This window comes from Streptomyces sp. NPDC048481 (genome assembly GCF_043200075.1).
Taxonomy (GTDB): domain Bacteria; phylum Actinomycetota; class Actinomycetes; order Streptomycetales; family Streptomycetaceae; genus Streptomyces.
In genome coordinates this window covers 165,711-187,522 of sequence record NZ_JBICXC010000011.1, presented here as the reverse complement: position 1 = coordinate 187,522, position 21,812 = coordinate 165,711, and the positions used below count along the sequence as shown (strand labels likewise).

Below are 21,812 nucleotides of genomic sequence, written 5' to 3'. Positions count from 1 at the left end.
CCACGCCTTGTCGGCGACATCTTCACACCACGGGCCGGGTTCGCCCGGATGAGCGCGGGCCGCTCTCGCGGCGAATCGGACACTCGCGCACCTTTGGCACGGCGGCCGCCGCGCAATTGTGCAGAACCCCCGCTCACCGTGACCTGCTTGGGCATTCGATGTGCAGATTCCCTGAAGTGGGGATTCCGCTTCGAATCGTCGACGGAGCGTGCCCGGCCGGATACGAAGGGTCCCGGACGGCGCCTGCGATCCCGTCGGCGGCCGGCGGCCGACGCGCGGAGGGGGCGCGGAGGGGGCGCGGACGGGCGGCCACCGCACGGATCCGGACAGCCGGACCGCCCGGTCCGCGCCCTGGGGCCGGAATCCACCGCTCCGGCCTTCGCCCCGGCATGGCCGATTCGGTGGTGTGCAAAGGAAGTTGGCAAACGCGATTGAACGCGCCGCGCGCCGGCCGCGTACTGATGGCCAACCAGGCGCCGCTGTACGGAGCTGCCGAACCCCCGGCAGCCAGACCCCGCCCCCCAGGAGGTCGAGTTTTTTGAGTCACAAGCGAGTTACGAAGCGCAAGGCCATCGTCGCGGCAGGCGGTGTGGCGGCGCTCGGAGCGGCGGCCATCCTCCTTCCCCAGGCCAACGCCTCTCAGGACGGCGGTTCCGGCGGCGCCGCCTCGGTGAAGACCCTGAAGGCGGGCAACGCCTCGGACCTCGCCTCCCAGCTTCAGAAGCAGCTCGGCGACGCCTTCGCCGGCGCCTACTACGACGCCGCCGCCAAGCAGCTGGTCGTCAACGTCGTGAACGTCTCCGGCGCGGGGAACAACGTCCTGGCGCAGGCGGAGCAGGCCGGCGCCAAGGTCCGTCAGGTGGACAACAGCCCGGCCGAACTCAAGGCGGCCGCGCGGACGCTGAAGACCCGCGCGACCATCCCGGGCACCTCCTGGGCCGTCGACCCGAAGACGAACAAGATCCTCGTCACCGCCGACTCGACCGTCACCGGCGCCAAGTGGAGCCGCATCGAGTCCACCGTGAAGAGCCTCGGCTCCGGCATGGCGACGATCCGCAAGTCCTCCGGCGCCCTCAAGCCGTTCGTCTCCGGCGGCGACGCGATATTCGGCGGCGGAGCGCGCTGCTCCCTCGGCTTCAACGTGACGGCGGGCGACGGCTCCCCGGCCTTCCTGACGGCCGGTCACTGCGGGGTCGCGGCCAAGCAGTGGTCCGACTCCCAGAACGGCGCGCCGATCGCCACGGTCGATCAGGCCACCTTCCCCGGCGACGGCGACTTCGCGCTTGTGAAGTACGACGACGCCAACACCCAGGCGCCCAGCGAGGTCGACACCGGTCAGCAGACCGTCGCGATCAACCAGGCCGCCGACGCCACGGTCGGCACGCAGGTCTTCCGGATGGGCAGCACCACGGGCCTGCACGACGGCCAGGTCCTCGGCCTCGACGCCACCGTCAACTACCCCGAGGGCACCGTCACGGGCCTCATCCAGACGGACGTCTGCGCCGAGCCCGGTGACAGCGGCGGCTCGCTCTTCACCCAGGACGGCCAGGCCGTCGGCCTCACCTCGGGCGGCAGCGGCGACTGCACCGCGGGCGGCGAGACGTTCTTCCAGCCGGTGACCACCGCGCTGGCCGCGGTCGGCGCCACCCTCGGCGACGGCGGCGCGGGCAACGCCGGAGGGGCCGGCAACGGCGCCGGCGCGGGCGACGGCGGTGCGGTCGACGAGAACGGCGACGGCGTCGACGACCGGACCGGCGAGGCGATCCAGGGCGGCGGCCAGGCCGCGGGCAACGGCGGTGCGGTCGACGAGAACGGCGACGGCATCGACGACCGGACCGGCGAGGCGATCCAGGGCGGCGGCCAGGCCGCGGGCGACGGCGGCGCGAACGGGGCCGGCGACGCGCAGAACCAGACGGGCGACGGCGGCCACCAGAACCAGAACCAGAACCAGAACCAGTCCGGCGGCGGTCAGCAGGACGGTTCGGGTGTGAACCGCTCGCACTGACCCGGCGTCACCGAACGGTCCGGCCCTCGGCGGAGGGCCGGGCCGTTCGTGCGCCGGAGCCCGGCCCGGCGGCCGCCCGAGGTCAGTCGGCCCGCGGCCGCAGCAACAGCAGCGCCACGTCGTCGATCCGTTCCTCAGCCGCCGCGTAGTGCCCCACCAGCTCGTCGGCCAGCTCCGCCAGCGGACGGTCCCCGGCCGCGCCGAGCCGCCGCCCCAGATCCGCGACCGCGTCCTCGATGTCCACCCCCGGCGTTTCGATGAGCCCGTCCGTGTACAGGGCGAGGACGCAGCCGGGGCTCAGCTCGACCTCCGTCGTCGGATACGTCGCCGAGTCGTCGATGCCCAGCAGCGGGCCGCCCGCGAGGTCGAGGACGCGCACCCGCCCGTCCGGCCGGCGCAGCAGCGGCGGGGGATGCCCGGCGCGGGCCATGACGGCCCGGCCGCGGGCGGGGTCCAGGCGCAGGTACAGACAGCTGGCGAGCAGCTCGGAGCCGAGGTCGATCAGCAGCCGGTTCGTGCTGCGCATGACCTCGCCGGGCTCCTGTCCCACCGTCGTGTAGGCGCGCACGGCGGTGCGGATCTGCCCCATCAGCCCGGCCGCGGTCACGTTGTGCCCCTGCACGTCCCCGATCACCGCCGCCGCCAGCGGGGGCGAGGGCACCAGGTCGTAGAAGTCGCCGCCGATCTCCATGCCCCGTGTGGCGGGCAGATAGCGGGCGGTCGCCTCCAGGCCGGCCAGCGACGGCAGCGAGGGCGGCAGCAGCGCCGCCTGAAGCCCGTGGGCGAGCTGGTGCTTGACGTCGTACAGCAGCGCCCGGTCCAGAGCCTGGGCGATCAGCCCCGCCAGGCTCGCCAGCACCGCGCGCTCGTGCGTGGAGAACCGTCGCGGTTCGGCGTAGGCCAGCACACAGGCGCCCACCGGACGGCCGGAGGCGATCAGCGGCAGGTAGGCCCAGGCGGCGAAGCCGTCCGGTGTGGCGTGCCGCGCCGGGTACAGGCGCTCCAGGTGCTCGCGGGAGTCGAAGAACGCCGGCACCCCGTGGGCGACGGCACGGGCGCCCGGGGTCGCGGCGGTGAGCGGCATCCCGTCGAACCGTTCCACGGTGCGCGCGTCGGGATACCCGTGGTGTCCGAGCACATGCAGCCGCCCGGCCCGCGCGCCGAGCAGGGCCAGGGCCCGGCAGCCCACCGCCGGCGCGATCTCGTCCGCGACCAGCGCCACCACGTCCTGCACGCTCACCGTCTCGGTGAGCGCCCCGGCCATGCTCAGCGCCTGCGACATCGACACGAGCCGGGTCGGCGCGTCCCCCGGGCGAGGGCCGGCGGGCCGTATCTCCGACACGGCCCGGGCCCGGCTGATCCGGACGCTGATCCCGGTGGTGCTCGGGTACAGCCGGAACGACAGCCAGTCGGAGGGCGGCCGCAGCGCCACGAACGAGGTGGCGTCCTGACTGATCAGCGCGGCCCGGTAGCGCTCCTCGTACATCGGGTCGTTGAGCCACGGCACGCTCGCCCACAACTGCGATCCGAGCAGCCCGCTCACCGGGACGCCGAGCATCTGCGACGCGGCGGCGTTGGCGAAGCCCACCCGCCCGCTCAGATCCAGCGAGCACATCCCGTACGGCAGCCGGGCCACCATCCGGGCCGCCTCCAGCGAGCCCAGCGTCTGCGAGGCGCCGCCCAGCGGCCCGGTGTCCAGGACGTCCGCCTCGGCGAGCACGGCACGGTGGTGCGCCGCCGCCCGCTCCAGCCGCAGCGCCAGCCGCTCACAGGCCGACGTCAGCTCGCGGCGCTCGAGGTCCGACAGCTCCGGGGGGTGCGAGCCGGGCCAGGTGAGGAAGACGGCGCCGTACACCCGGGAGGCGGTCGCCACCGGCAGCGCGGCCAGCGCGAACGGATAGGGCAGCACGACGGCGATCCGGGGGTAGCGCCGGGCCATGTCCTCCTGGCCGCCCACCCACACCAGCCGCCGCTCGCGCACCGCCTCGGCCACCGGGATGGGCGCGCTCAGCCCCACCCGCTCCCAGGGCGCGGCGAAGGACCGCGGCAGGCCCGCCATCACCGCCATCGCCAGCACCGGTTCGTCGCCCGGACGCAGGTACACCGCACCGGAGTGGGCGCCGACGGCGTCCATCATGGACGTCAGCGCCAGCGAGAGCAGGGGCCGGCCGACCGGGGCCCACGAGGCGGCCGGCGCCTGGCCGGACGTCTGCTCGGGCACGGCGACCACCTCCTCGCCCGGCGCCGCGCGGGTCAGGCCTCAAATCTGCCCCCTGGCGACGCGGCGCGCACGGCGAGCGGCGCGCCCGCCGGGTGCCGTCTCGTACCCCGTCGGCGCGTTGTCATGCCCCCTGGGCCGAAGCGCGCACAGGGGTACGGCCGCCCCGCGTGCGCCCCCGCGCACCCTGATGGCCGGATCTTCGCGCTCAGGAAGTGTCCCGGAGCCCGAACAATGGGCACGCGCTGAACACCGAGAAACCTGTGTACGGCTAGTCGAAGGGGCGGCAGTGATCCGGGTACTTCTGGTGCACGACGCATGTCTGGTCAGATCGGTCCTCGCACAGTGGTTGTCCAGGGAGCCGGACCTGCGGGTGGACGACGTCCCGTGGCGCGGCGCGGCCGGCCGGGTGAGGGCGGTGCGTCCGGACGTGTGCGCGGCCGACCTCGACTGCTCCGACACGTACGGCATCCCGCCCCTGGGCGATCTCAGCGCGCGCAGCGTCGGACTCGCGCCGCCACGGCTGCTCGTGCTCGCCGGAGCGAACAGGCCGGGCCTGCTGAAACGGGCGCTGGAGGCGGGGGCGCTCGGCTACGTCGACCGGGCCGGCACACCGGAGCAGTTACTGCGCGGGATCCGGAGAGTCGCCCAGGGGGAACGTTTCGTCACCGACTCACTGGGCTTCGGATTCCTCAAGGCCGCCGAGATGCCCCTGACCCGCCGGGAACTGAGCGTGCTGACCCTCGCCGCCGAGGGCGCCTCCATCGCGGAGATCGCGGGGAGCCTCCACCTGTCCCACGGGACGGTGCGCAACTACATGGCGGCGATCACCCGCAAGACCGGCGCCCGCAACCGTGTGGACGCCATCCGCATCTCCCAGGGGCAGGGCTGGCTGTGACCCGCCCCGGCCCGCTTCCCCGTTCTCCCCGGCTGCGCCGGCCGTGCGGCCGTCGTCGGCCTCCCGGGGCGTCCACGAGCCGACCAGGTCCCGGTAGAGGGCGGAGCGGCGCACCATCTCCTCGTGCGTCCCGCACATCGTGCGGGGCCCGTCCATGACCAGCACCCGCCCGGCGCGCCGGGCGGAACTGACGCGGTGTGCCACGACGAGCAGGGTGCCGCCCGGCCGGGCCGCGAACGCCTGTTCGGCGCGGGCCTCCGCCTCCGGGTCCAGGTGGCACGTCGCCTCGTCGAGGAGGGCCAGCGGGGCCGGTGACAGGTACGCGCGCGTGAGCGCGATCAGCTGGCGCTCGCCCGCCGACAGCGCCGCCGGGTCCACGGCCGCCTCCAGGCCGCCCAGGGAGTCGAGCAGGGGCGTCAGTCCGACGGCCTCGGCGGCGGCGAGCGTCTCCTCCTCGGGCACGGGATCCGGCCGCAGATGCGCGAGGTTCTCGCCCAGGGTGCCGCTGAACACGTACGCCTCCTGCGGGATGAGGACGCGCAGGGCGGCGGCCTCGTCTCCCGGCACCGGCCGGCCGCAGACCCGGATCTCGCCGCGCACCGGTTCCAGCAGACCGGCCACCAGCCCGGTCACGGTCGACTTCCCGACCCCGCTGGGGCCCACGACGGCCAGGTGCCCCCCGGCGGGCAGCGTGAGCGTGAGGCCGTCGACGACGGGCGCGGAGGCGGGACCGTAGGCGAACGCGAGCGCGGTCAGGGAGAGCGCGGGGGGCGGCGCGCCGGCGTCGTGGGGGAGCGGACGGGCTCGCTCCCCGCCTCCGTCCGGGAGCGGACGGGCCCGCGGCCCGCCGTCCGGGAGCCGGTCGCCCCGCTCCTCGCCGCCGGTCGCGCCGGGCTGCTCCGGCGCGGGCGGGGCCAGTCGGCGCAGCACCACCGTCAGCCGGGACCCGCTGGTGCCCAGGCCGTGGACGAGACCGCTCAGCGCCGGGAGCAGCGACTGGCTGACGTAGGCCAGGGCGCCGACCAGCGCACCCGGTGTGACGCCGTGCGCCAGCAGCCAGGGGGCGCCGGCCAGCAGCAGCACCAACGGCAGGTGACCGCCCAGCGCGAGGCACACCACCCGCGTCACACCCCAGCGGGCCAGCGCGCGGGCCGCCCGCAGCTCCGCGTCGACGAGGACGCCGGTGTCCGCCGCGATCCGGTCCTCCGCGCCGGCCGCCGTGACGTCCCGCAGCCCCGGGCACACGGCGCCCAGGTCCTGGGCCAGCGCCTCGTCGGCGGTGAGGAACGCCTCCTGCCGCCCGGCCAGCGGACGCAGGGTCGCCGCGAACAGGGCCATCCCCGCGGCGAGCGGCGGCACGACCACGAGGAGCAGCGGCGGGGCCAGCGAGCACAGACCGGCCAGCGCCCCGGCGGACGTGAAGACGAACGAACGCGAGACCATCACCAGCCCCGCGAAGGTGTCGCGGGCGATCTCCACCTGCTGGGTGAGCCCGGACAGCGCACCGCCGTCCGCCTCGCGCACCCCGCGCTCCACCACCCGCACGACCAGCCGGTCCCGCAGCGGTTCCACAAGCGCGGCCACCGCCGCGTACACCCGCCCGGTCCCGTAGGCGCCCAGCAGCACCCCGAGCGCGGCCGGTGCGAGCCAGCCGAGTCCCACGGCCGCGCGCCCGGCCAGGAAGCCGTCGTCCAGGGCCCGCGCCAGCGCGTACCCGAGCAGGAAGGTCTGCCCGGACTCCAGCACCGACCAGCCCGCCAGCCGCGCCAGCGCCCCCCGGTGCTCCTTGAGGAACCGCAGTCCCCGCGCCCCGAGCCGGTGCGGGCCGACGCGGCTCACCGCGGCTCACCGCCGGACCCGGCCGCGCCGAACACGGCCCGGTAGCCGGGCGAGCGCCACAGCTCCCGGTGCGTCCCCACCGCCCGTACGCGCCCCGCGTCCAGCCAGGCCACGGCGTCCGCGCGGGCGGCCGTGGCGGCGCGGTGGGCCACGACGAGCCGGGTGGCGGTCGCCGAGCTGCCGAACACGACGTCGGTGACCTGGCGTTCGGTGACCGTGTCCAGGCTGGAGAGGGCGTCGTCGAGGATGAGCAGCCGGCCGCCGTGGGCGAACGCGCGGGCCAGGCCGAGGCGTTGGGCCTCGCCTCCGGAGTGCGGGGCGTGCGCGCACCGGGTGGCGTAGCCGTGGGGCAGACGGCGGACGAAATCGTCGGCGCGGGCGGTGCGGGCGGCCTCCCGGACGCGGGCGGGGGAGGGGGCGCTCCCCGGCGGCCCGAGCGCGATCGTCCCCTCCACCGTCCCGCCCAGCAGGGCCGGGCGGTCGAAGGCCTGGGCGATCGCCGCGCGCAGCTCGTCCCGGCGCAGCGCGGCGAGCGGCACGCCGTCCAGCAGGACCTCCCCCGCATCGGGGTCGGCGAGCCGGCCGGCCACGGCGGCCAGCAGCGACTTGCCCGCGCCGGAGCGGCCCACCAGGGCCAGCGTCCGCCCGCCGGGCACCACCAGGTCGACGCCGTCCAGCACGGTGCGCCCGCCGCGCCGGGCGGTGACCCCGCGCAGTTCGAGCCGGCCCGTGCCGTCCGGCGGCAGACGCCGGTCGCCGTGCGCGGGCGCGGGCTGGTCCAGGACCTCGCCCAAGCGGGCGGCGGCGGCCCGGGACCGCACCAGCCCGGAGAGGCGCCCGACCAGCACGCCGACGCCGGTGGCGAGCACCGCGTAGCGCGAGGCGGCGAGGACGTCACCGGCGGACAGGCGGTGCCGGGTGAGCAGGACGCCCGCGACGGCGACGACCGCGAGGTGCAGCAGCGGCGCCACGGCGACCGCCTGCGCGGCGGCCCGGCCATGGACCCGCCACATGCGGACCCCTGCCCGCGACAGCTCGGGCAGCGGCCGCAGGACGCGGGCGGTGTCGCGGCCGGCCGTGCCGGCGGCGCGGATGGTGCGGGCCCCGGACACCGCCTCCGCGAGCGCGGCCGCGATCCGCCCCTGCGCCCGCTGGTAGTCCGCCACGCAGGCCGACGTGTCGCGGGCGAGGGTGCGCAGCAGGAGGGTCAGGACCGGCGCCCCGGCCAGGAGGACGGCCGCGAGCCGCCAGTCGACGAGGGCCAGCGCCGCCACGGCCCCCACGGGCCCGGCGAGCGCGGCCAGCAGCGCGGCGCGGGCCGCGGGCGCGGTTGCGGCCTGGGCCGCGTTGCCGACGAGGCGCGCGACGAGGTCCCCGGCGCCGAAACGGTCGGCGGCGCGCGGGCCCGCGGCCAGCACGTGCCCGGTGACGCGGCGGCGCAGGAACGCGGTGGTCCGCGCGTCCGTCGTCCCGGCGAGCACCGTCTCGAGGGCGTCCAGAAGCGTCAGCAGCGCGACGAGGGCCGCGCAGTACAGCACCCAGCGCGTCGCGGGCGCCTGGGCGATCAGCAGGTCGAGGGTACGGCCGAGGGCCGCCGGCAGCAGCAGGCTGGCGCCCGTCGCCGTCACGCTCACCAGGCACAGGGCGACGCAGCGTCCGGCGCTGTGCCGGGCGGCCGCGCGCAGCAGCTCACCGGTCGTCCGGTCCATCGGCATCGTGGTCCCGCGCTTCCTTCGAGGTCTCCCGGGGGCGGCAGGACCCCGGGCGGCCCTCTCCCGAAGGAGCGGACCGCCCGGGGCCTTCAGCACGACGTGCGGATCACAGACAGAGGATGACGCTCGCCGCGCTGACGCAGGACAGCAGGCTGACGGTGCTGTTGCCGCCGCCCCCGTTGAAGTCGTCGGATTCCATCGTCTGAAGGTCGAGAAGGGCCATGGTGTGTCCTTTCGTCGGTTGGATGTGTCGTCCCGTGGGGACGGGGTTGCGTCACGACTCCGCCGTTGCCGCGGAGCCGCGTCTTCAGGGCCGCCGGTGCGGCGGCGGAAGGAACGGCAACCGGGCGCCGGCGCCCGTGCCGTCGGGGTCGAGGGCGGCGGCCAGGGCGAGCAGACAGCCCGCGGTGCCGGTGCCGAGGTCCATGGACAGCCGCATCATCTGGTGGCCGGGGAAGGCGAGTTGGCCCTGGTAGGGCATCGCGAACCAGCCGAGTGCGGCGATCTGCTCGTCGAGCCGTGCCCGGGTCGCGCCCTCGGCGGTGGTGCGGGCCAGGTGCAGGATCATCCCGGCGCGGCCCTGGAAGAGTCCGGGCTGCGCGTAGAAGCGGGACGTCGCGGCGGTCAGGACGCCGGCCCGGGCCCGTGCGAACTCTCCGTCCGGGTCGGGGAGATGGACCACGGCGTCGTCGAGGACCGCCCCCACTCCCACGCTGCCGTCGCCCAGGTAGGGCAGGGTCCGCCAGCCCTCGTCGACCTCCAGCGAGCCGCCCTCGCGTTCCACGCAGGCCGCCAGGTCCCGGCGCAGGGCGACGTCCGCCGCCGCGAGCAGCGCGCTGTCGCCGGTCGCCTCGTACTGGCGCAGCAGGAACAGCGCCGGCCCGCTCGCCCCGCGCAGCAGCCCGGCCCGCCGCCGGGGCGCGTCCGGCACGGGTTCGGCCAGGCGTCCTACGACCACGTCGGCGGCCTCCGCGGCCCGTGCGCGCAGCTCCGGCTCGCCGGTCCGGCGCGCCAGGTCGGCGAGGACGAGCCCCAGTCCGGCCAGACCGCCGTGCAGATCCGAGGACAGGTTCTGCCACCGCTCGCGCAGGATGCCGTCCACCAGGTCGAGCGCCCGCTGCCGGTGGCCGAGCAGCTCCAGTACGTGGGCGACGCCGGCGAGGCCGTCGTAGAGGCCGAGCGGGGTGCCCGTCGGCGGCGGGGCGGTACGGTCCAGGAGCCAGCGCTCGCCCTCCTCGTGGCGCTCGGCGCCCGTCGCCTTCAGCGCGTACAGGACGCCGGCCGCGCCGTGCGCCAGGCCCAGCCCTCCGCCGTCGGAGAACTGGGCGACGTCGCCGGGGTAGAGCCGGTCGTCGCGCTCCGGGGTCGCCGAGGCGAGGATCGCCTTGACCATCGAGTCACGGCTGTGCGGCCAGTCGGCGGGTTCCACGCGCGGGGCGGGCGCCGCCGCCACGCGCGCCGGGCGCGAACGACCGGCGGGCATGGCGTCGAGTGGGGCCTGTGCGAGGTCGCCGGCGTCACGGGTGATCTCGGCGACCGCCTCGTCGAGGAACGCGCGCGGCACGTCCGGGAACTGCTCGGCGATCACCTCCGCCAGATGGGCCGCCTTGCCCCGGTCGACCACGAACAACGTGGTGACGGGCAGGAACAGGGCGAGCCGCAAGCACGCGAGCGCGTACCGGTCGACGTCGGCGCCCCGGCGGTCCGGCGGAGCGAAGAAACCCGGGTGCGCCACGACCTGACGGCCGTTCTCCTCGGCCGGGGCCGCCGCCTCGAAGTCGATCAGGTGCACCGACTCCTCGTCGGGCCCGACCATGATGTTGAAGACGTGCAGGTCGTTGAAGACGATCCCACGCGCGTGCACCCGCTCCACGGCCTGCTCCACCGCCCGGTGGACGCGCACCGCCCACGCCGTGTACGCGGCGACGGCGGCCGGATCCGGGTCGGGGCACAGCAGGGGGTGACGCTCGGCGAAGAACGAGTTCAGCGGCCGCCCCGGGACGAGGTCCATCACCAGGAAGCGGTGGTCGCCGAGCAGGAACCAGTCGCGCACCTCCGGCACCACGCCGGTGCCGGACACCGCCTCCAGCGCCCGCTTCTCGCGCTCCAGCCGGACGATCGCGTCCGCCCCGTCGGAGGCCAGGCCGGCGTGCGGCCTGCCCTCCTTCAGCACCACCTTGCGCCCGTCGCGGGTGTCGGTGCCCGCGTACACCCCGCCGCCGTTGGAGAAGTGCAGCGCCTTCTCGATGCGGTAGGGCAGCTCGCCCACCGTCGTGGTGTTGCGGGCCGCGAGGTGCGGCTCCAGGAACGCGGGCAGCGTCACCCACGGCGGCACCTGGAAGGACGGCGCCCGCCGGTCCGGCACGAGGCCGCCCTCGCCGTCGCGCACCGCCGGCACCAGCGAGCCCCGGTCGTCGACGACGAACATCCGCGCGAACGCGCCGTAGCGGACGTAGAGCGGACCCTCGCCCCAGCGCAGGTCGGTGAGGATGTACGGGCCCTCGAAGCCCTCCAGCAGCGCGCCCAGTTCGCGCAGGACCGTGTGCAGCTGCTCCTCGTCCGCCGGGTAGACGGTGACGAACTTGCCGCTCGTGTCGCGGCCCGCGTACTTGGTGTTGCGCAGGTGCAGCAGGTGCGGGCCCGGGACGAACTTGAAGGGGATGCGGCGCTCGACGCAGTAGTCCCACACGATCGCGGCGATCCGCTCGGCGTTCGTCCGGGTGGCCGAGGCGTGGATCTTCCACCCCTGGGCCGGTCCCGTCGCCGGCCGGCCGTCCGCGTCGAGCGGCGTCAGCGTCAGCCAGTCGCCGATCCGCGCCGAGGTCCACCCCTCGGGGACCGGCCGGCGCGCCGTGTCGTACAGCGGGGCGCTCCCCGTGCCGCCGGCGTTCAGCCGGTCGGGCGTCTCGTAGAAGTGCGTGTCCGCCAGCGCGTACACCTCGTACCGCTTGTCCATGCGTCCCCCTCCGTGGGCCCGGGAAGAGCCTCGCAAGCCACAGGGGGGTGCGGACAGTCACGCCTGTCACGAGCTCACCGTGCGGAACGCACGGGTAAAGATCTGTTCGGTCCGTTCGAAACGCGGACCGCCGGCCGACCCGCCGACCGGCCGACCGGCACACTCGCCGACCGCCCCGCTCAGCGACGCCCGCTCGCCCGCCGGACCCGCGCGGCGGCCCCTCCCGCCCGCTCCTCGCGTCGTCCCGTCGTCCTCCTGGACCCGAAACGGGCACAGGGGCTGCGCGCGGACCCCGATGGCGCTGTAATTGCGGTCGTGGTCAGTGAGGGTGCCGCAGCGCGCAGAACGGGACCTTCGCGCGCCGAAATCGCCCTCAAGACGATCACGGCCGACCTCGCCGCACCGGAGCGGGTGCGCCGCACCCTCGAACAGGCGCTCGTCTTCGCGGGCGCGGCCCTCGCCGCCGTGTACACACCCGGGGACGGCGGGGAGCTGCTGTGCCTGGCCGAGTCGGCCGGCGTCCCGCGGACCCTGTACGGGCTGCGCGAGAGCTATCCGCTGGACGGCCGCTCGCCGGCCGCCGACGCCCACCGCACCGGCCGCCCCGTGTGGCTCGGCCCCGCCGAGCTGGCCGACTGCCCCGAGGCACGGCGGATGCCGGCCCGCGACGTCCACCTCGCCGCCCTGCCCCTGCCCGACGGCGCGGGCTGTCTGATCGCCCTCGCGGAGCGCCCCGGAGGCTTCGACGCCGACGACCGGGCCTGTCTGGAGCTGGTCGCCGAGGTCGTCGCCTTCCCCGCGGCGGGCGCTCCCGCCGAGGGCGAGGAACTGCGCGCGGGCGACTTCAGCCTCGCCATGGACACCGGCCGGGTCGAGGTCGGCGACGAGATCCTGGAACTGTTCCGCATGCCCCGCGCCGAGTTCGACGGCCGGGTGGAGACCCTGCTCGGGCGCGCGGTCCCCGAGGACCTGCCCTCGCTGATGTCCGTCGTCGAGGCCGACCACATGTCGATCGGCGACCGCGAGCTGGAGTTCCGCGTGCTCCAGCCCACCGGGCCGCCGAAGTGGCTGCGGCTGCGCGGCCGGCTGCTGCCCGGCGGCGACGGCCGTCCGGCCCGGCTGGTCGGCACCGTCGCCGACGCCTCGGCTCTGCGCGACGAGGTCACCGACGTGGCCCGCGTGCAGCGGCTGGCCGCCGCTCTCGCCACCGCCGGCACCGTCCGCGACGTCAGCCAGGCCGTCGTCGCCGCCCTGCGCAAACCGCTGCGGGCCGACCGCATCGCGCTCGCCGAGCTGGAGGGCGAGCGTCTCGTCGTCACCGTCCTCGACCCTCCCGAGCCGCAGTCCTGGCCCGCGCTGTGGCGGCTGGAGTGGCGTACCGAGTGGCCGGACGCCTCCGTGCGCGCCATGCCCACCCTCGCCGCCGCCCTGCGCGAGGGACGCGCCCGGATCTGGCCCGCGGGCACCGCGCTGGAACCGGCGCTGGCCGGGGTCGGCCCCGGCGGACTCGCCGTCCTGCCGCTGTCCGCGGGCGGTCGCACGACGGGCGCCTGCCTCATCGGCTGGGACCGGCCGCACCACTTCGGGCCCGACGAGCGCGCCCTGCTCACCGCCTCCGCGGGTCTCGCCGGGCAGGCCCTCATGCGCGCCCACGCCTTCGACGCCGAGCACGAGCTCGTCGCCATGCTCCAGCGCCAGCTGCTGCCCCGCCGGCTGCCGGCGCTGCCCGGCGCCGTCGCGGTGGCGCGCTATCTGCCCGCCACCGCCGGCCTGGAGGTCGGCGGCGACTGGTACGACGTCATCCCGCTGCCCGACCACCACGTGGCCCTCGTCATCGGCGACGTCCAGGGCCACAGCGCGGCCGCCGCCACCCTCATGGGGCAGATGCGCACCGCCCTGCGCGCCTACGCCGCCGAAGGCCATCCGCCGGACGTGGTCGTCGCCCACGCCAACCGGCTCCTGCTGGAACTGGAGACCGACCTCTTCGTCACCTGCTGCTACGTCGACGTCGGCATGGAGGACGGCACGGCCTGGTGCGTGCGGGCCGGACACCCGCCGCCGGTCGTGCGCCACCCGGACGGCTCGGCCGGGATCGCGGAGACCGACGGCGGCCCGCCGCTGGGCGTACTGGCCCAGGCCGAGTTCCCGATGACCCCGCTGCGGCTGTCGCCGGGCGCCGTCGTCGCCCTGACCACGGACGGCCTCGTGGAGTCCGCCGACCTGGACATCGACACCGGCCTGGCCCGGCTCGCCCGCGCCCTGTCCGCGTCCGACCCCGCCCACCTCGGCCTCGTCGCCGACGCCCTGCTCGGCGACGCCCACCGCGGGGACGACGTCGCCCTGCTCCTCATGCGCTACGACGGCATGGCCGTCAAACCCCTGCGCGAGGGCTGGACGGTGTGGCGGGTGCCCGAGGCGTCCCGGCACGCCCGCCGCTTCACCCGGCGCACACTGCGCGCCTGGGGCATCGCCGAGGCCGCGATGGACTCCGCCCTCCTCGTCGTGTCCGAGCTGGTCACCAACGCCCTGGTGCACACCGGCGGCCCGGTCCGTCTGGACCTCACCCTGATCGGCCGCAGGCTCCGCATCGCCGTCACCGACGGCTCGCCGCGCACGCCCGTCAAGCCGACCGACCCGGGCTGGGAGGCCACCGGCGGCCGGGGCATCCTCCTCGTCGCCGCGGTGTCCGACGCCTGGGGGAGCGTGCCGGTGAGCGGCGGCAAACAGGTGTGGAGCGAGGTGGTCCTGCGGGGCTGAGCCGCCCGGCGCCGCCGCCGGGGGCGGTGCGGGGCCCGCCGGGCCCGTCGGCGATGTGTCCGCGGGCCGGGGGCGGGTACCCGGCGGCCATGGACATCATTGCCTCGGCCCATCTCGCGGCATCCGGAAGATCCGCCCTGGCCACCGTCGCCTTCATCGTCGTAGGACTCGTACTCGTGGGCGGTCTGATCTGGGCCTTCCGGCTCGGTCACAAGATCCGCACGCGCGAGCCCGCGCCGCCGAAGCCGCACGAGCAGCCGCGCATGCCCGCTTCCGGCCGGACGCACGAGAGCCGGACCCGCGAACCGAACGAGATGCCCCGGGCCACGGACGGCGAGCGTCTCACGGCCCACGAACTGCGGACCACCGGCAGCCGGGAGAGCGCCGACCAGCGCCGCCCGCGCTGGGACGAGGGCTCCGGAGGCTCGTTCGGCAGCGGCGGCCCGGGAGCGGGCTGAGCCGCGGCACCGGCCCCGTCGCCGACGGGGCCTCGAAGGAACAGAAGGGTGTTGAACCGTCGTGACCGCGCAGACCACCGTCGTGACCGGGCCGACCGAGGAGAATCCCGCGACCCGCAGGGCCGAGACGGGATGGGCCAGAGCCCGTCGCGTGCGCCGTGTCCCCGCGGCGCCGCGCACCTGCCTGGCGGCGGTGGCGGCGCCCGGCACGCAGCCGGGCCCGGAGGGCAACATCATCCGCGGCGAGGACTGACCGCCGGGAGACCCGAGCCCCTGGGGCCCGGATCATTTGGAGCCCGGACAGGTCCGGGACCCGGATGGACAGGCCCGAGGTCCGGACCATCCTGAAGCTCGGACAGGCCCGAGACCCGAGACCCTGAGTGGCCAAGACCGAACTGGCCCTGGACCCGGACCGTCCCGGGCCAGCCCGCACGCCCGGCGGTCCCCCCGGACGCCCATGAGCGTGCGCCGAGCACGCCTGACGGCGCCGCGCCAGGACGGGCGTATCGCGCGAGCGACACTCCTGAGCCCGCGTAACCCCGCGCCGTGCCCTCCCGCCATCCTGGTCACGCCCCCGGTCTCTCACGGCAGGCCCCCGAGCCTGACGGCGCAGGCGTACCGCGAGGGACGCCCCTGAGCCCACGTGACCCGGCATCGGGCCCTCCCGCTGTCCACGTCACGCCCTCGCCCCTGACGTCACGCTCCCGCCCCCATGCCGCGTCCCCGCCTCTCATGGCGCACCCCCGCCCCGGCCGACGCGGGCTCACCCGCCGTGTGTCGTCCCCCTTCCGAGCACCCGGTAGAGCGTGCGGCGCACCTTGCGGGCCAGGTGGCGCGCGCCGCCCGGCTGGGGTGCGGGAACGACCAGCACGCCGTCCTGGTCGACGTGCAGCGCGAAGGGCAGCGGGTGGAAGCGCGTCCCGTCCACGTCGGGGGACAGGCACACCGACGTCGGCCAGGTCGCGCCCCTGAGGCCGTCGACCGGCAGGCCGGCCGTCAGCCGTCCGCCCGGGCACAGCTCGGCGATCACCTCCCAGGTGGCGCCCGGTTTCCCCGGCACGAGCCGGAGCACGGCGTCGGCGCTCTCCGGAACGTGCAGGGGAAGGTCCACGTGCAGGCGGCCGTCCTCGACGTCCACGTCCCCGGCCGCCACCCGGCCCAGGCCGAGCCGCGTCGTGGCGTGGCCGACGTCCAGCGCGAGACTCGCGTACCGCTCCGTCCAGTACGGCAGCACCACCCGGCCCGCCACCACCGCGGCGGGCGGGACGGGCCGTCCGTGACGCGCCGCCGGGCCCAGTCGCACCTCCTTGCTCCACCCGCCCAGGCTCACGCGCACCCATATGTCCCACAGGCCCTCGCCGGGCGCGTCTGCGCTGACGGCGGTCGCCGGGTCGAGGGCGGCCGCGGCCCGCAGGACGAGCCGCACCCTGTCGCTGTCGCCGTCGTCGGCCGGCACGGTCTCCCGGACCACCTCCACCGGTTGCAGGTGCTGGGCCGCGCCGGTCCGCTCGCGCAGCAGCAGGTCGGGCACGGCGTGTTCGAACTGTTCGACGGTCTCCGCGCCCACCCGGCGGACCGCATCGGCGAGGTCTCGCGGCGGGCCGGCCGGAGAGCGGGTGGTGGACGGGAAGGTCATCGGTCCGCCGTCGTGCGTCAGCTCGGCGGTGAACGCGATCCGCAGCACGCCGTCGCGCCAGGCGACGTCCTCGGGGTGGACGGCGAGCGCGACGGCGCTCTCCCACCGCGCGAACGCGACGACGTCGTCGTAGCGGCCCTCGGCGGCCAGCGCGGCGACGACCCGCTGAGCGGGCGGCAGCGACTCTCCCGCCCCGGGGCCGAACCGCTCGACGATCACCGCGTGGACCTGCGTGAACAGCTCCCGCCGGCGCTCCTCGGGCAGGTCCAGGAAACGCCGGCCGCGCAGCGGCTCGACCAGCTCCACGCGCAGCCAGCGCCGGAAAAGGCCGTCGCGCAGCGGACCCGGCGCGGTGTACCGCTCGACGACGTCGAGGGCCTCGCGCACGCTCGTGGGACCGGTGTCCGCCGGGCCGGTCCGCCGCGGGGCCGTGGGCCGGGCGTCGTCGCGTCGCGCCTGGTGGTAGCACACGTAGTCGGCGAGCACGCAGACGTTGCCCGCGCGCAGATAGGCCTCGGTGACGAAGACCTCGTCCCCCGCGCGGTGACGCGCCTCGGCGAAGCGCAGGCCGGTCCGTTCCAGGAACGCCCGGCGGAACATCTGGTGCGGGGTGAGGCTGTCGAGGAGCGGCGCGTCGGCCAGGCCGGCGCGCGGGCGGTTCGCGCGGAACAGCTCCACCGGCGCCTCATGCCCCGGCGCGGCCGTCCTGCCGACGACGACGTCCGCGTGGTTCGCGACGCCGTAGGAGTGCATCCGCTCCAAAGCCTCGGCGCCGAGCCGGTCGCCGTCGTCGACGAACATCACGTACTCGCCGCGAGCGGCGTCGATGCCCGCGTTGCGGGGCTCCGCCGGTCCGCCGTCGCCGGAGTTCTCCCGGCGGACGACGCGGACCCGTGCGTCCCGGGCGGCGAGCGCGTGTAGCAGGCCGGGGGCGGTGTCACCGGAGCCGTCGTCGACGAAGACGATCTCGTACGCGTCCGGCGCGAGCGACTGGCCGAGCAGCGAGGCCACGCACGCCTCGGTACGAGGGCCCGGGTCGTGGACGGGGACGATGACGCTGACCTTGACCGGCATCGGGATCCTGACCCCCTTGCTGGATCGCTTCGCCGCGCGCGGGACGGCGGGGGTGCGCGTGGCCCGATGCTAACCCCGCCGCGGACGCCCCACCTGTCCTGATCCGTCCCCCTGGAGCCGGTCGTATCCTGACGCCGTGCGCCTGCTGCTGATGTCCGACACCCACCTGCCCAAGCGTGCCAAGACGCTCCCCGCCGAGCTGCTGGAGGAGCTCCCGCGGGCGGACGTGGTGATCCATGCCGGGGACTGGGTCGACACGGCCACCCTCGACCTGCTGGAGAGCCGCAGCCGCGCGCTCGTGGGCGTGTACGGCAACAACGACGGCCCCGAGCTGCGCGCGAGGCTGCCCGAGGTCGCCCGCGCGGAACTGGGCGGCCTGCGCTTCGGGGTGGTCCACGAGACCGGCCCGGCCCAGGGCCGCGAGGCCCGTTGCGCCGCCCGCTTCCCGGACCTGGACGTCCTCGTCTTCGGCCACAGCCACATCCCGTGGGACACCACCGCCCCGGGCGGACCCCGTCTCCTGAACCCGGGCTCGCCGACGGACCGCCGCCGCCAGCCGCACTGCACCTACCTCACCGCGACCGCGTCCGGCGGCCGTCTCGCGGACGTCGTGCTGCACCGGCTGCCGCCGCGCTGACCAGAGGGTCTCCCGGGGCCGGACACCGGACCGGACGAAGGATCGGGCCGCTCCCGGCCGAGAAGGGCCCGGGGGCGGCCCGGTACTTGCGGGTGTGCGTTGCTTCAACGGACCTCCTTCCTTCGCTGGACGAAGGGCAGAGGACGTACATCCCTGTCCGTGCTGGGTCGCCTACCCACCCCGGAAGACCCTGTAACGGACTAATCGTATTTTTTCGGAATTACTACTGTGTGAGTCCCCCCGTCACCTGTACGGGACCACTGCCGACATCGTCGCGCGCGCCGCGTCCGCGTCCGCCTCACGGCCGGGAGCGGTGCACCGGCCCCCGGGCGAGGGTCAGTGCGGCGCCGCTGCCGCCCCAGCGCAGCGCGACGATCTCGGCGGCCACCGACACGGCCACCTCCTCGGGCGTGCGGGCTCCGAGGTCCAGCCCGATCGGCGAGCGCAGCCGGGACAGCTCGCCCTCGGTGAGGCCGGCCGCCACGAGCCGGGCCAGGCGGTCGTCGTGCGTACGGCGGCTTCCCATCGCCCCGATGTACGCGGCGGGCCGGCGCAGCGCCGTCTCCAGCAGCGGGACGTCGAACTTCGGGTCGTGGGTCAGGACGCAGATCACCGTGCGGTCGTCGGTGTCCGTGCCGAGCAGGTACCGGTGCGGCCAGTCCACGACCACGTCGACGCCGGGCGCGAAGCGCCGGCGGGTCGCGAAGGCCGGGCGGGCGTCGCACACCGTGACGCGGTAGCCGAGGAAGTCCCCGATCCGGGCGACGGCCGCCGCGTGGTCGACGGCGCCGAAGACCAGCATGCGCGGCGGCGGCGCGAAGGAGTGCAGGAAGACCGCGACGGCCTCCTCGCGCCGGCGGCCCTGCGGTCCGTAGTGGCGCACAGTGGTGGCGCCCAGGGCGAGTTCCCCGCGTGCGTCGGCGGTGACGGCCGCGTCCAGCCCCTCCGTGCCGAGCGAGCCGTGGGCGTGGCCCGGCCAGACGGCGAGGACCGCGCCGCGGGGCGCGGGGCCGTCGACGACCGTGGCCACGGCGACCGGCTCGTCCGCGGCCACCGACTGCGCGACCGCGCCGAAGGACGGGTCGAGGCGGGGCGAGACGGCGCGCACCAGCACGGAGATCTCGCCGCCGCAGGTCAGCCCGGCCGCGAAGGCGTCCTCGTCGTCGTACCCGAAGACCTCCAGCCGGGCGGTCCCGTCCGCGACGGCCTCCTTGGCCAGCTCGAACACCGCCCCCTCCACACAGCCCCCGGACACGCTGCCCACGACCTCGTCGCCGGGCCCCACGGCCATCACCGCCCCCGGACCGCGCGGCGCGCTGCCGGCGACGGCGACCACCGTGGCGAGACCGAACGGGGCGCCGGCGCAGTACCACGCCGTCAGCGCCGGAAGAATGTCGCGCATGTCCGCACGTTAATCCGTTGCGGCCCCGCGCGCCGGTCTGCTGCACTGCCCGCACGCCCATCTCGCCGACAGATCCCAGGAGCACCGATGCGCACACCGTTCATGTCCCCCCGGCAGGAAGGAAAAACCCCCATTCCGAAGGACATGACACATCGTGCACTTGCTCAACCTCGGGATCCTCGCCCATGTCGACGCCGGTAAGACCAGCCTCACGGAACGGCTGCTGCACACGGCCGGCGTCATCGACGAACTCGGCAGCGTCGACGCCGGCAGCACCCGCACCGACACGCTGGCGCTGGAACGGCAGCGGGGCATCACCATCAAGTCGGCCGTCGTCTCCTTCCGGATCGACGACGTCACCGTCAATCTGATCGACACCCCCGGCCACCCGGACTTCATCGCCGAGGTGGAGCGGGCGCTCTGCGTGCTCGACGGCGCGGTGCTCGTCGTCTCGGCCGTCGAGGGGGTCCAGGCGCAGACCAGGATCCTGATGCGGACACTGCGCCGGCTGCGCATCCCCACCCTCGTCTTCGTCAACAAGATCGACCGCCGCGGCGCACGCGACGAGAGCGTCCTGCGGGAGCTGACCGAGCGGCTGTCCGCGCCGGTCGTCCCGATGGGCGCCGTCACGGACCTGGGCACGGCCCGCGCCGCATTCACCGCCGCGGAACCGGACGCCGAGCGCGCCGTGGACGTCCTCGCCGACCACGACGACGCCCTGCTGACCGCGTACGTCGACGGCGGCGTCGCCCCGGAGCGGCTCCGGGCGGCCCTCGCCGGACAGACCCGCCGCGCCCTCGTCCACCCGGTCTACTTCGGCTCAGCGGCCACCGGAGCCGGGGTGCCCGACCTCGTCGCCGGCATCGCCGGGCTGCTGCCCGCCGCCGACGCCACGCCCGAGGGGCCGCCGTCCGGCACCGTCTTCAAGGTGGAGCGGGGCGCGGCGGGAGAGAAGATCGTCTACGCCCGGCTGTTCTCCGGCGTGCTGCGCGTCCGCGACCGCGTCGCCCTGCACGGCGCAGACGGCCGCGCCCGGGGGGACGGGACGGGCCGGATCACCGCGATCAGCGTCTTCGACCAGGGCGCCGACGCCCGGCGGGAGGAGGTCTGCGCGGGCCGGATCGCCCGGCTGTGGGGCCTCGTCGACGCCCGGGTCGGCGACTTCCTGGGCGAGCCCCGCCACGGACGACGGCGGTTCTTCGCGCCGCCGACCCTGGAGACGGTCGTCGTGCCGGGGCCGGGCGCCGACCCGCGCTCCCTGCACCTCGCCCTCACCCGGCTGGCCGAGCAGGACCCGCTGATCGGACTGCGCCACGACGAGGTCCGCCGGGAGACGTCGGTGACGCTGTACGGCGAGGTGCAGAAGGAGGTCGTGCAGGCCACCCTCGCCGACGAGCACGGGCTGACGGTCGCCTTCCGTGAGACGACGCCCCTGTGCGTGGAGCGGCCGGTGGGCGTCGGGGAAGCCGCCGAGTTCATCGAGAAGGGCGACAATCCGTTCCTGGCCACCGTCGGACTGCGCGTCGGACCCGCCCCGGCCGGCGGCGGGGTGCGCTTCGGCCTGGAGGTGGAACTCGGCTCCATGCCCTACGCCTTCTTCAAGGCGATCGAGGACACGGTGCGCGAGACGCTCGGCCAGGGACTGCACGGCTGGCCGGTGCCCGACTGCGCCGTGACCCTCACCCACTGCGGCTACTGGCCCCGGCAGAGCCACGCCCACCAGGGCTTCGACAAGAGCATGTCGAGCACGGGGTACGACTTCCGCGGTCTGACGCCCCTGGTCCTGACCGAGGCGCTGCGCCGGGCCGGCACACGGGTCCACGAGCCCCTGCACCGCTTCCGCGTCGAGGCCCCGGCGGACACGCTGGGCGCACTGCTGCCGGTGCTCGCGGGCCTGGGCGCCGTGCCCCGGGCGACGGACGTGCGGGGGACGCGGTGCGTGCTGGAGGGCGCCGTGCCCGCCGCCCAGGTGCACCGGCTCGAACGGCGGATCCCCGCGCTGACCCGGGGGGAGGGCGAGTGGGAGAGCCGCTTCGACCACTACGCGCCCGTCGTCGCCGGCCCGCCCCCCGAGCGGCCGCGCACCGACGACAATCCGCTCAATCGCGAGGAGTACCTGTTGCGCGTGACAGGCCGGGTGGCCAACTGAGCTGACTGGTAAGGAACTTACTCGTGGGTCAGAAGGTATTGACGGTGTCCGGAAATCACCGGACTGTAGGG

13 protein-coding genes and 1 pseudogene are annotated in these 21,812 nt (G+C 75.6%); 7 read left to right on the top strand and 7 right to left on the bottom strand.

Going from position 1 to position 21,812, the window contains the following annotated elements; translation table 11 throughout:
- Positions 1–538: 538 nt before the first annotated feature.
- The gene (locus ACGFSH_RS28410) at positions 539–2,005 is read left to right on the top strand and encodes a S1 family peptidase (protein ID WP_393353476.1); all 1,467 of its coding nucleotides are present in this window, start codon (positions 539–541) and stop codon (positions 2,003–2,005) included.
- Between the two features lie 82 nt (positions 2,006–2,087).
- Here the strand turns inward: ACGFSH_RS28410 and ACGFSH_RS28405 are convergent, their stop codons facing one another.
- Positions 2,088–4,226, bottom strand: coding sequence for a SpoIIE family protein phosphatase (locus ACGFSH_RS28405; RefSeq protein ID WP_393353474.1), 2,139 nt, complete (start codon positions 4,224–4,226; stop codon positions 2,088–2,090).
- 286 nt (positions 4,227–4,512) lie between these two features.
- On the opposite strand from ACGFSH_RS28405, the gene ACGFSH_RS28400 reads away from it, so the two are divergent.
- Entirely contained in the window at positions 4,513–5,121 is a 609-nt protein-coding gene (locus ACGFSH_RS28400) for a response regulator transcription factor (RefSeq protein WP_329415986.1), read from the top strand.
- Between the two features lie 339 nt (positions 5,122–5,460).
- On the opposite strand, the pseudogene ACGFSH_RS28395 reads toward ACGFSH_RS28400, so the two are convergent.
- From ACGFSH_RS28395 to lanKC, 4 genes and pseudogenes are all read right to left on the bottom strand, one after another.
- A pseudogene (locus ACGFSH_RS28395) lies at positions 5,461–6,459 on the bottom strand (ATP-binding cassette domain-containing protein); the annotation flags it as partial.
- A gap of 497 nt (positions 6,460–6,956) precedes the next feature.
- The gene (locus tag ACGFSH_RS28390; protein WP_393353472.1) at positions 6,957–8,675 is read right to left on the bottom strand and encodes an ATP-binding cassette domain-containing protein; all 1,719 of its coding nucleotides are present in this window, start codon (positions 8,673–8,675) and stop codon (positions 6,957–6,959) included.
- A 103-nt stretch (positions 8,676–8,778) separates the two neighbouring features.
- Entirely contained in the window at positions 8,779–8,895 is a 117-nt protein-coding gene (locus ACGFSH_RS28385) for a SapB/AmfS family lanthipeptide (RefSeq protein ID WP_393353470.1), read from the bottom strand.
- Positions 8,896–8,979: 84 nt separating this feature from the next.
- On the bottom strand, positions 8,980–11,628 hold the full coding sequence (gene lanKC, locus ACGFSH_RS28380) for a class III lanthionine synthetase LanKC (protein WP_393353469.1): 2,649 nt from the start codon (positions 11,626–11,628) through the stop codon (positions 8,980–8,982).
- 315 nt (positions 11,629–11,943) lie between these two features.
- On the opposite strand from lanKC, the gene ACGFSH_RS28375 reads away from it, so the two are divergent.
- The 3 genes from ACGFSH_RS28375 to ACGFSH_RS28365 all read left to right on the top strand — a co-directional run bounded on the left by ACGFSH_RS28375 (position 11,944) and on the right by ACGFSH_RS28365 (position 15,096).
- Positions 11,944–14,385, top strand: coding sequence for a SpoIIE family protein phosphatase (locus ACGFSH_RS28375; protein ID WP_393353468.1), 2,442 nt, complete (start codon positions 11,944–11,946; stop codon positions 14,383–14,385).
- An 89-nt stretch (positions 14,386–14,474) separates the two neighbouring features.
- Positions 14,475–14,843, top strand: a complete 369-nt coding sequence (locus ACGFSH_RS28370; protein WP_393353467.1) for a DUF6479 family protein — start codon at positions 14,475–14,477, stop codon at positions 14,841–14,843.
- A gap of 61 nt (positions 14,844–14,904) precedes the next feature.
- Entirely contained in the window at positions 14,905–15,096 is a 192-nt protein-coding gene (locus ACGFSH_RS28365; protein ID WP_393353465.1) for a hypothetical protein, read from the top strand.
- 510 nt (positions 15,097–15,606) lie between these two features.
- On the opposite strand, the gene ACGFSH_RS28360 is transcribed toward ACGFSH_RS28365, so the two are convergent.
- Entirely contained in the window at positions 15,607–17,553 is a 1,947-nt protein-coding gene (locus ACGFSH_RS28360) for a glycosyltransferase family 2 protein (RefSeq protein ID WP_393353463.1), read from the bottom strand.
- A 136-nt stretch (positions 17,554–17,689) separates the two neighbouring features.
- On the opposite strand from ACGFSH_RS28360, the gene ACGFSH_RS28355 reads away from it, so the two are divergent.
- The gene (locus tag ACGFSH_RS28355) at positions 17,690–18,190 is read left to right on the top strand and encodes a metallophosphoesterase family protein (RefSeq protein ID WP_393353461.1); all 501 of its coding nucleotides are present in this window, start codon (positions 17,690–17,692) and stop codon (positions 18,188–18,190) included.
- 298 nt (positions 18,191–18,488) lie between these two features.
- Here ACGFSH_RS28355 and ACGFSH_RS28350 read toward each other — a convergent pair whose 3' ends face one another.
- Complete coding sequence (locus tag ACGFSH_RS28350; RefSeq protein WP_393353459.1) at positions 18,489–19,592, bottom strand: XdhC family protein; 1,104 nt, start codon at positions 19,590–19,592, stop codon at positions 18,489–18,491.
- A gap of 154 nt (positions 19,593–19,746) precedes the next feature.
- Here ACGFSH_RS28350 and ACGFSH_RS28345 point away from each other — a divergent pair, with 154 nt between their 5' ends.
- The gene (locus tag ACGFSH_RS28345; RefSeq protein WP_393353458.1) at positions 19,747–21,741 is read left to right on the top strand and encodes a GTP-binding protein; all 1,995 of its coding nucleotides are present in this window, start codon (positions 19,747–19,749) and stop codon (positions 21,739–21,741) included.
- Positions 21,742–21,812: the final 71 nt, after the last annotated feature.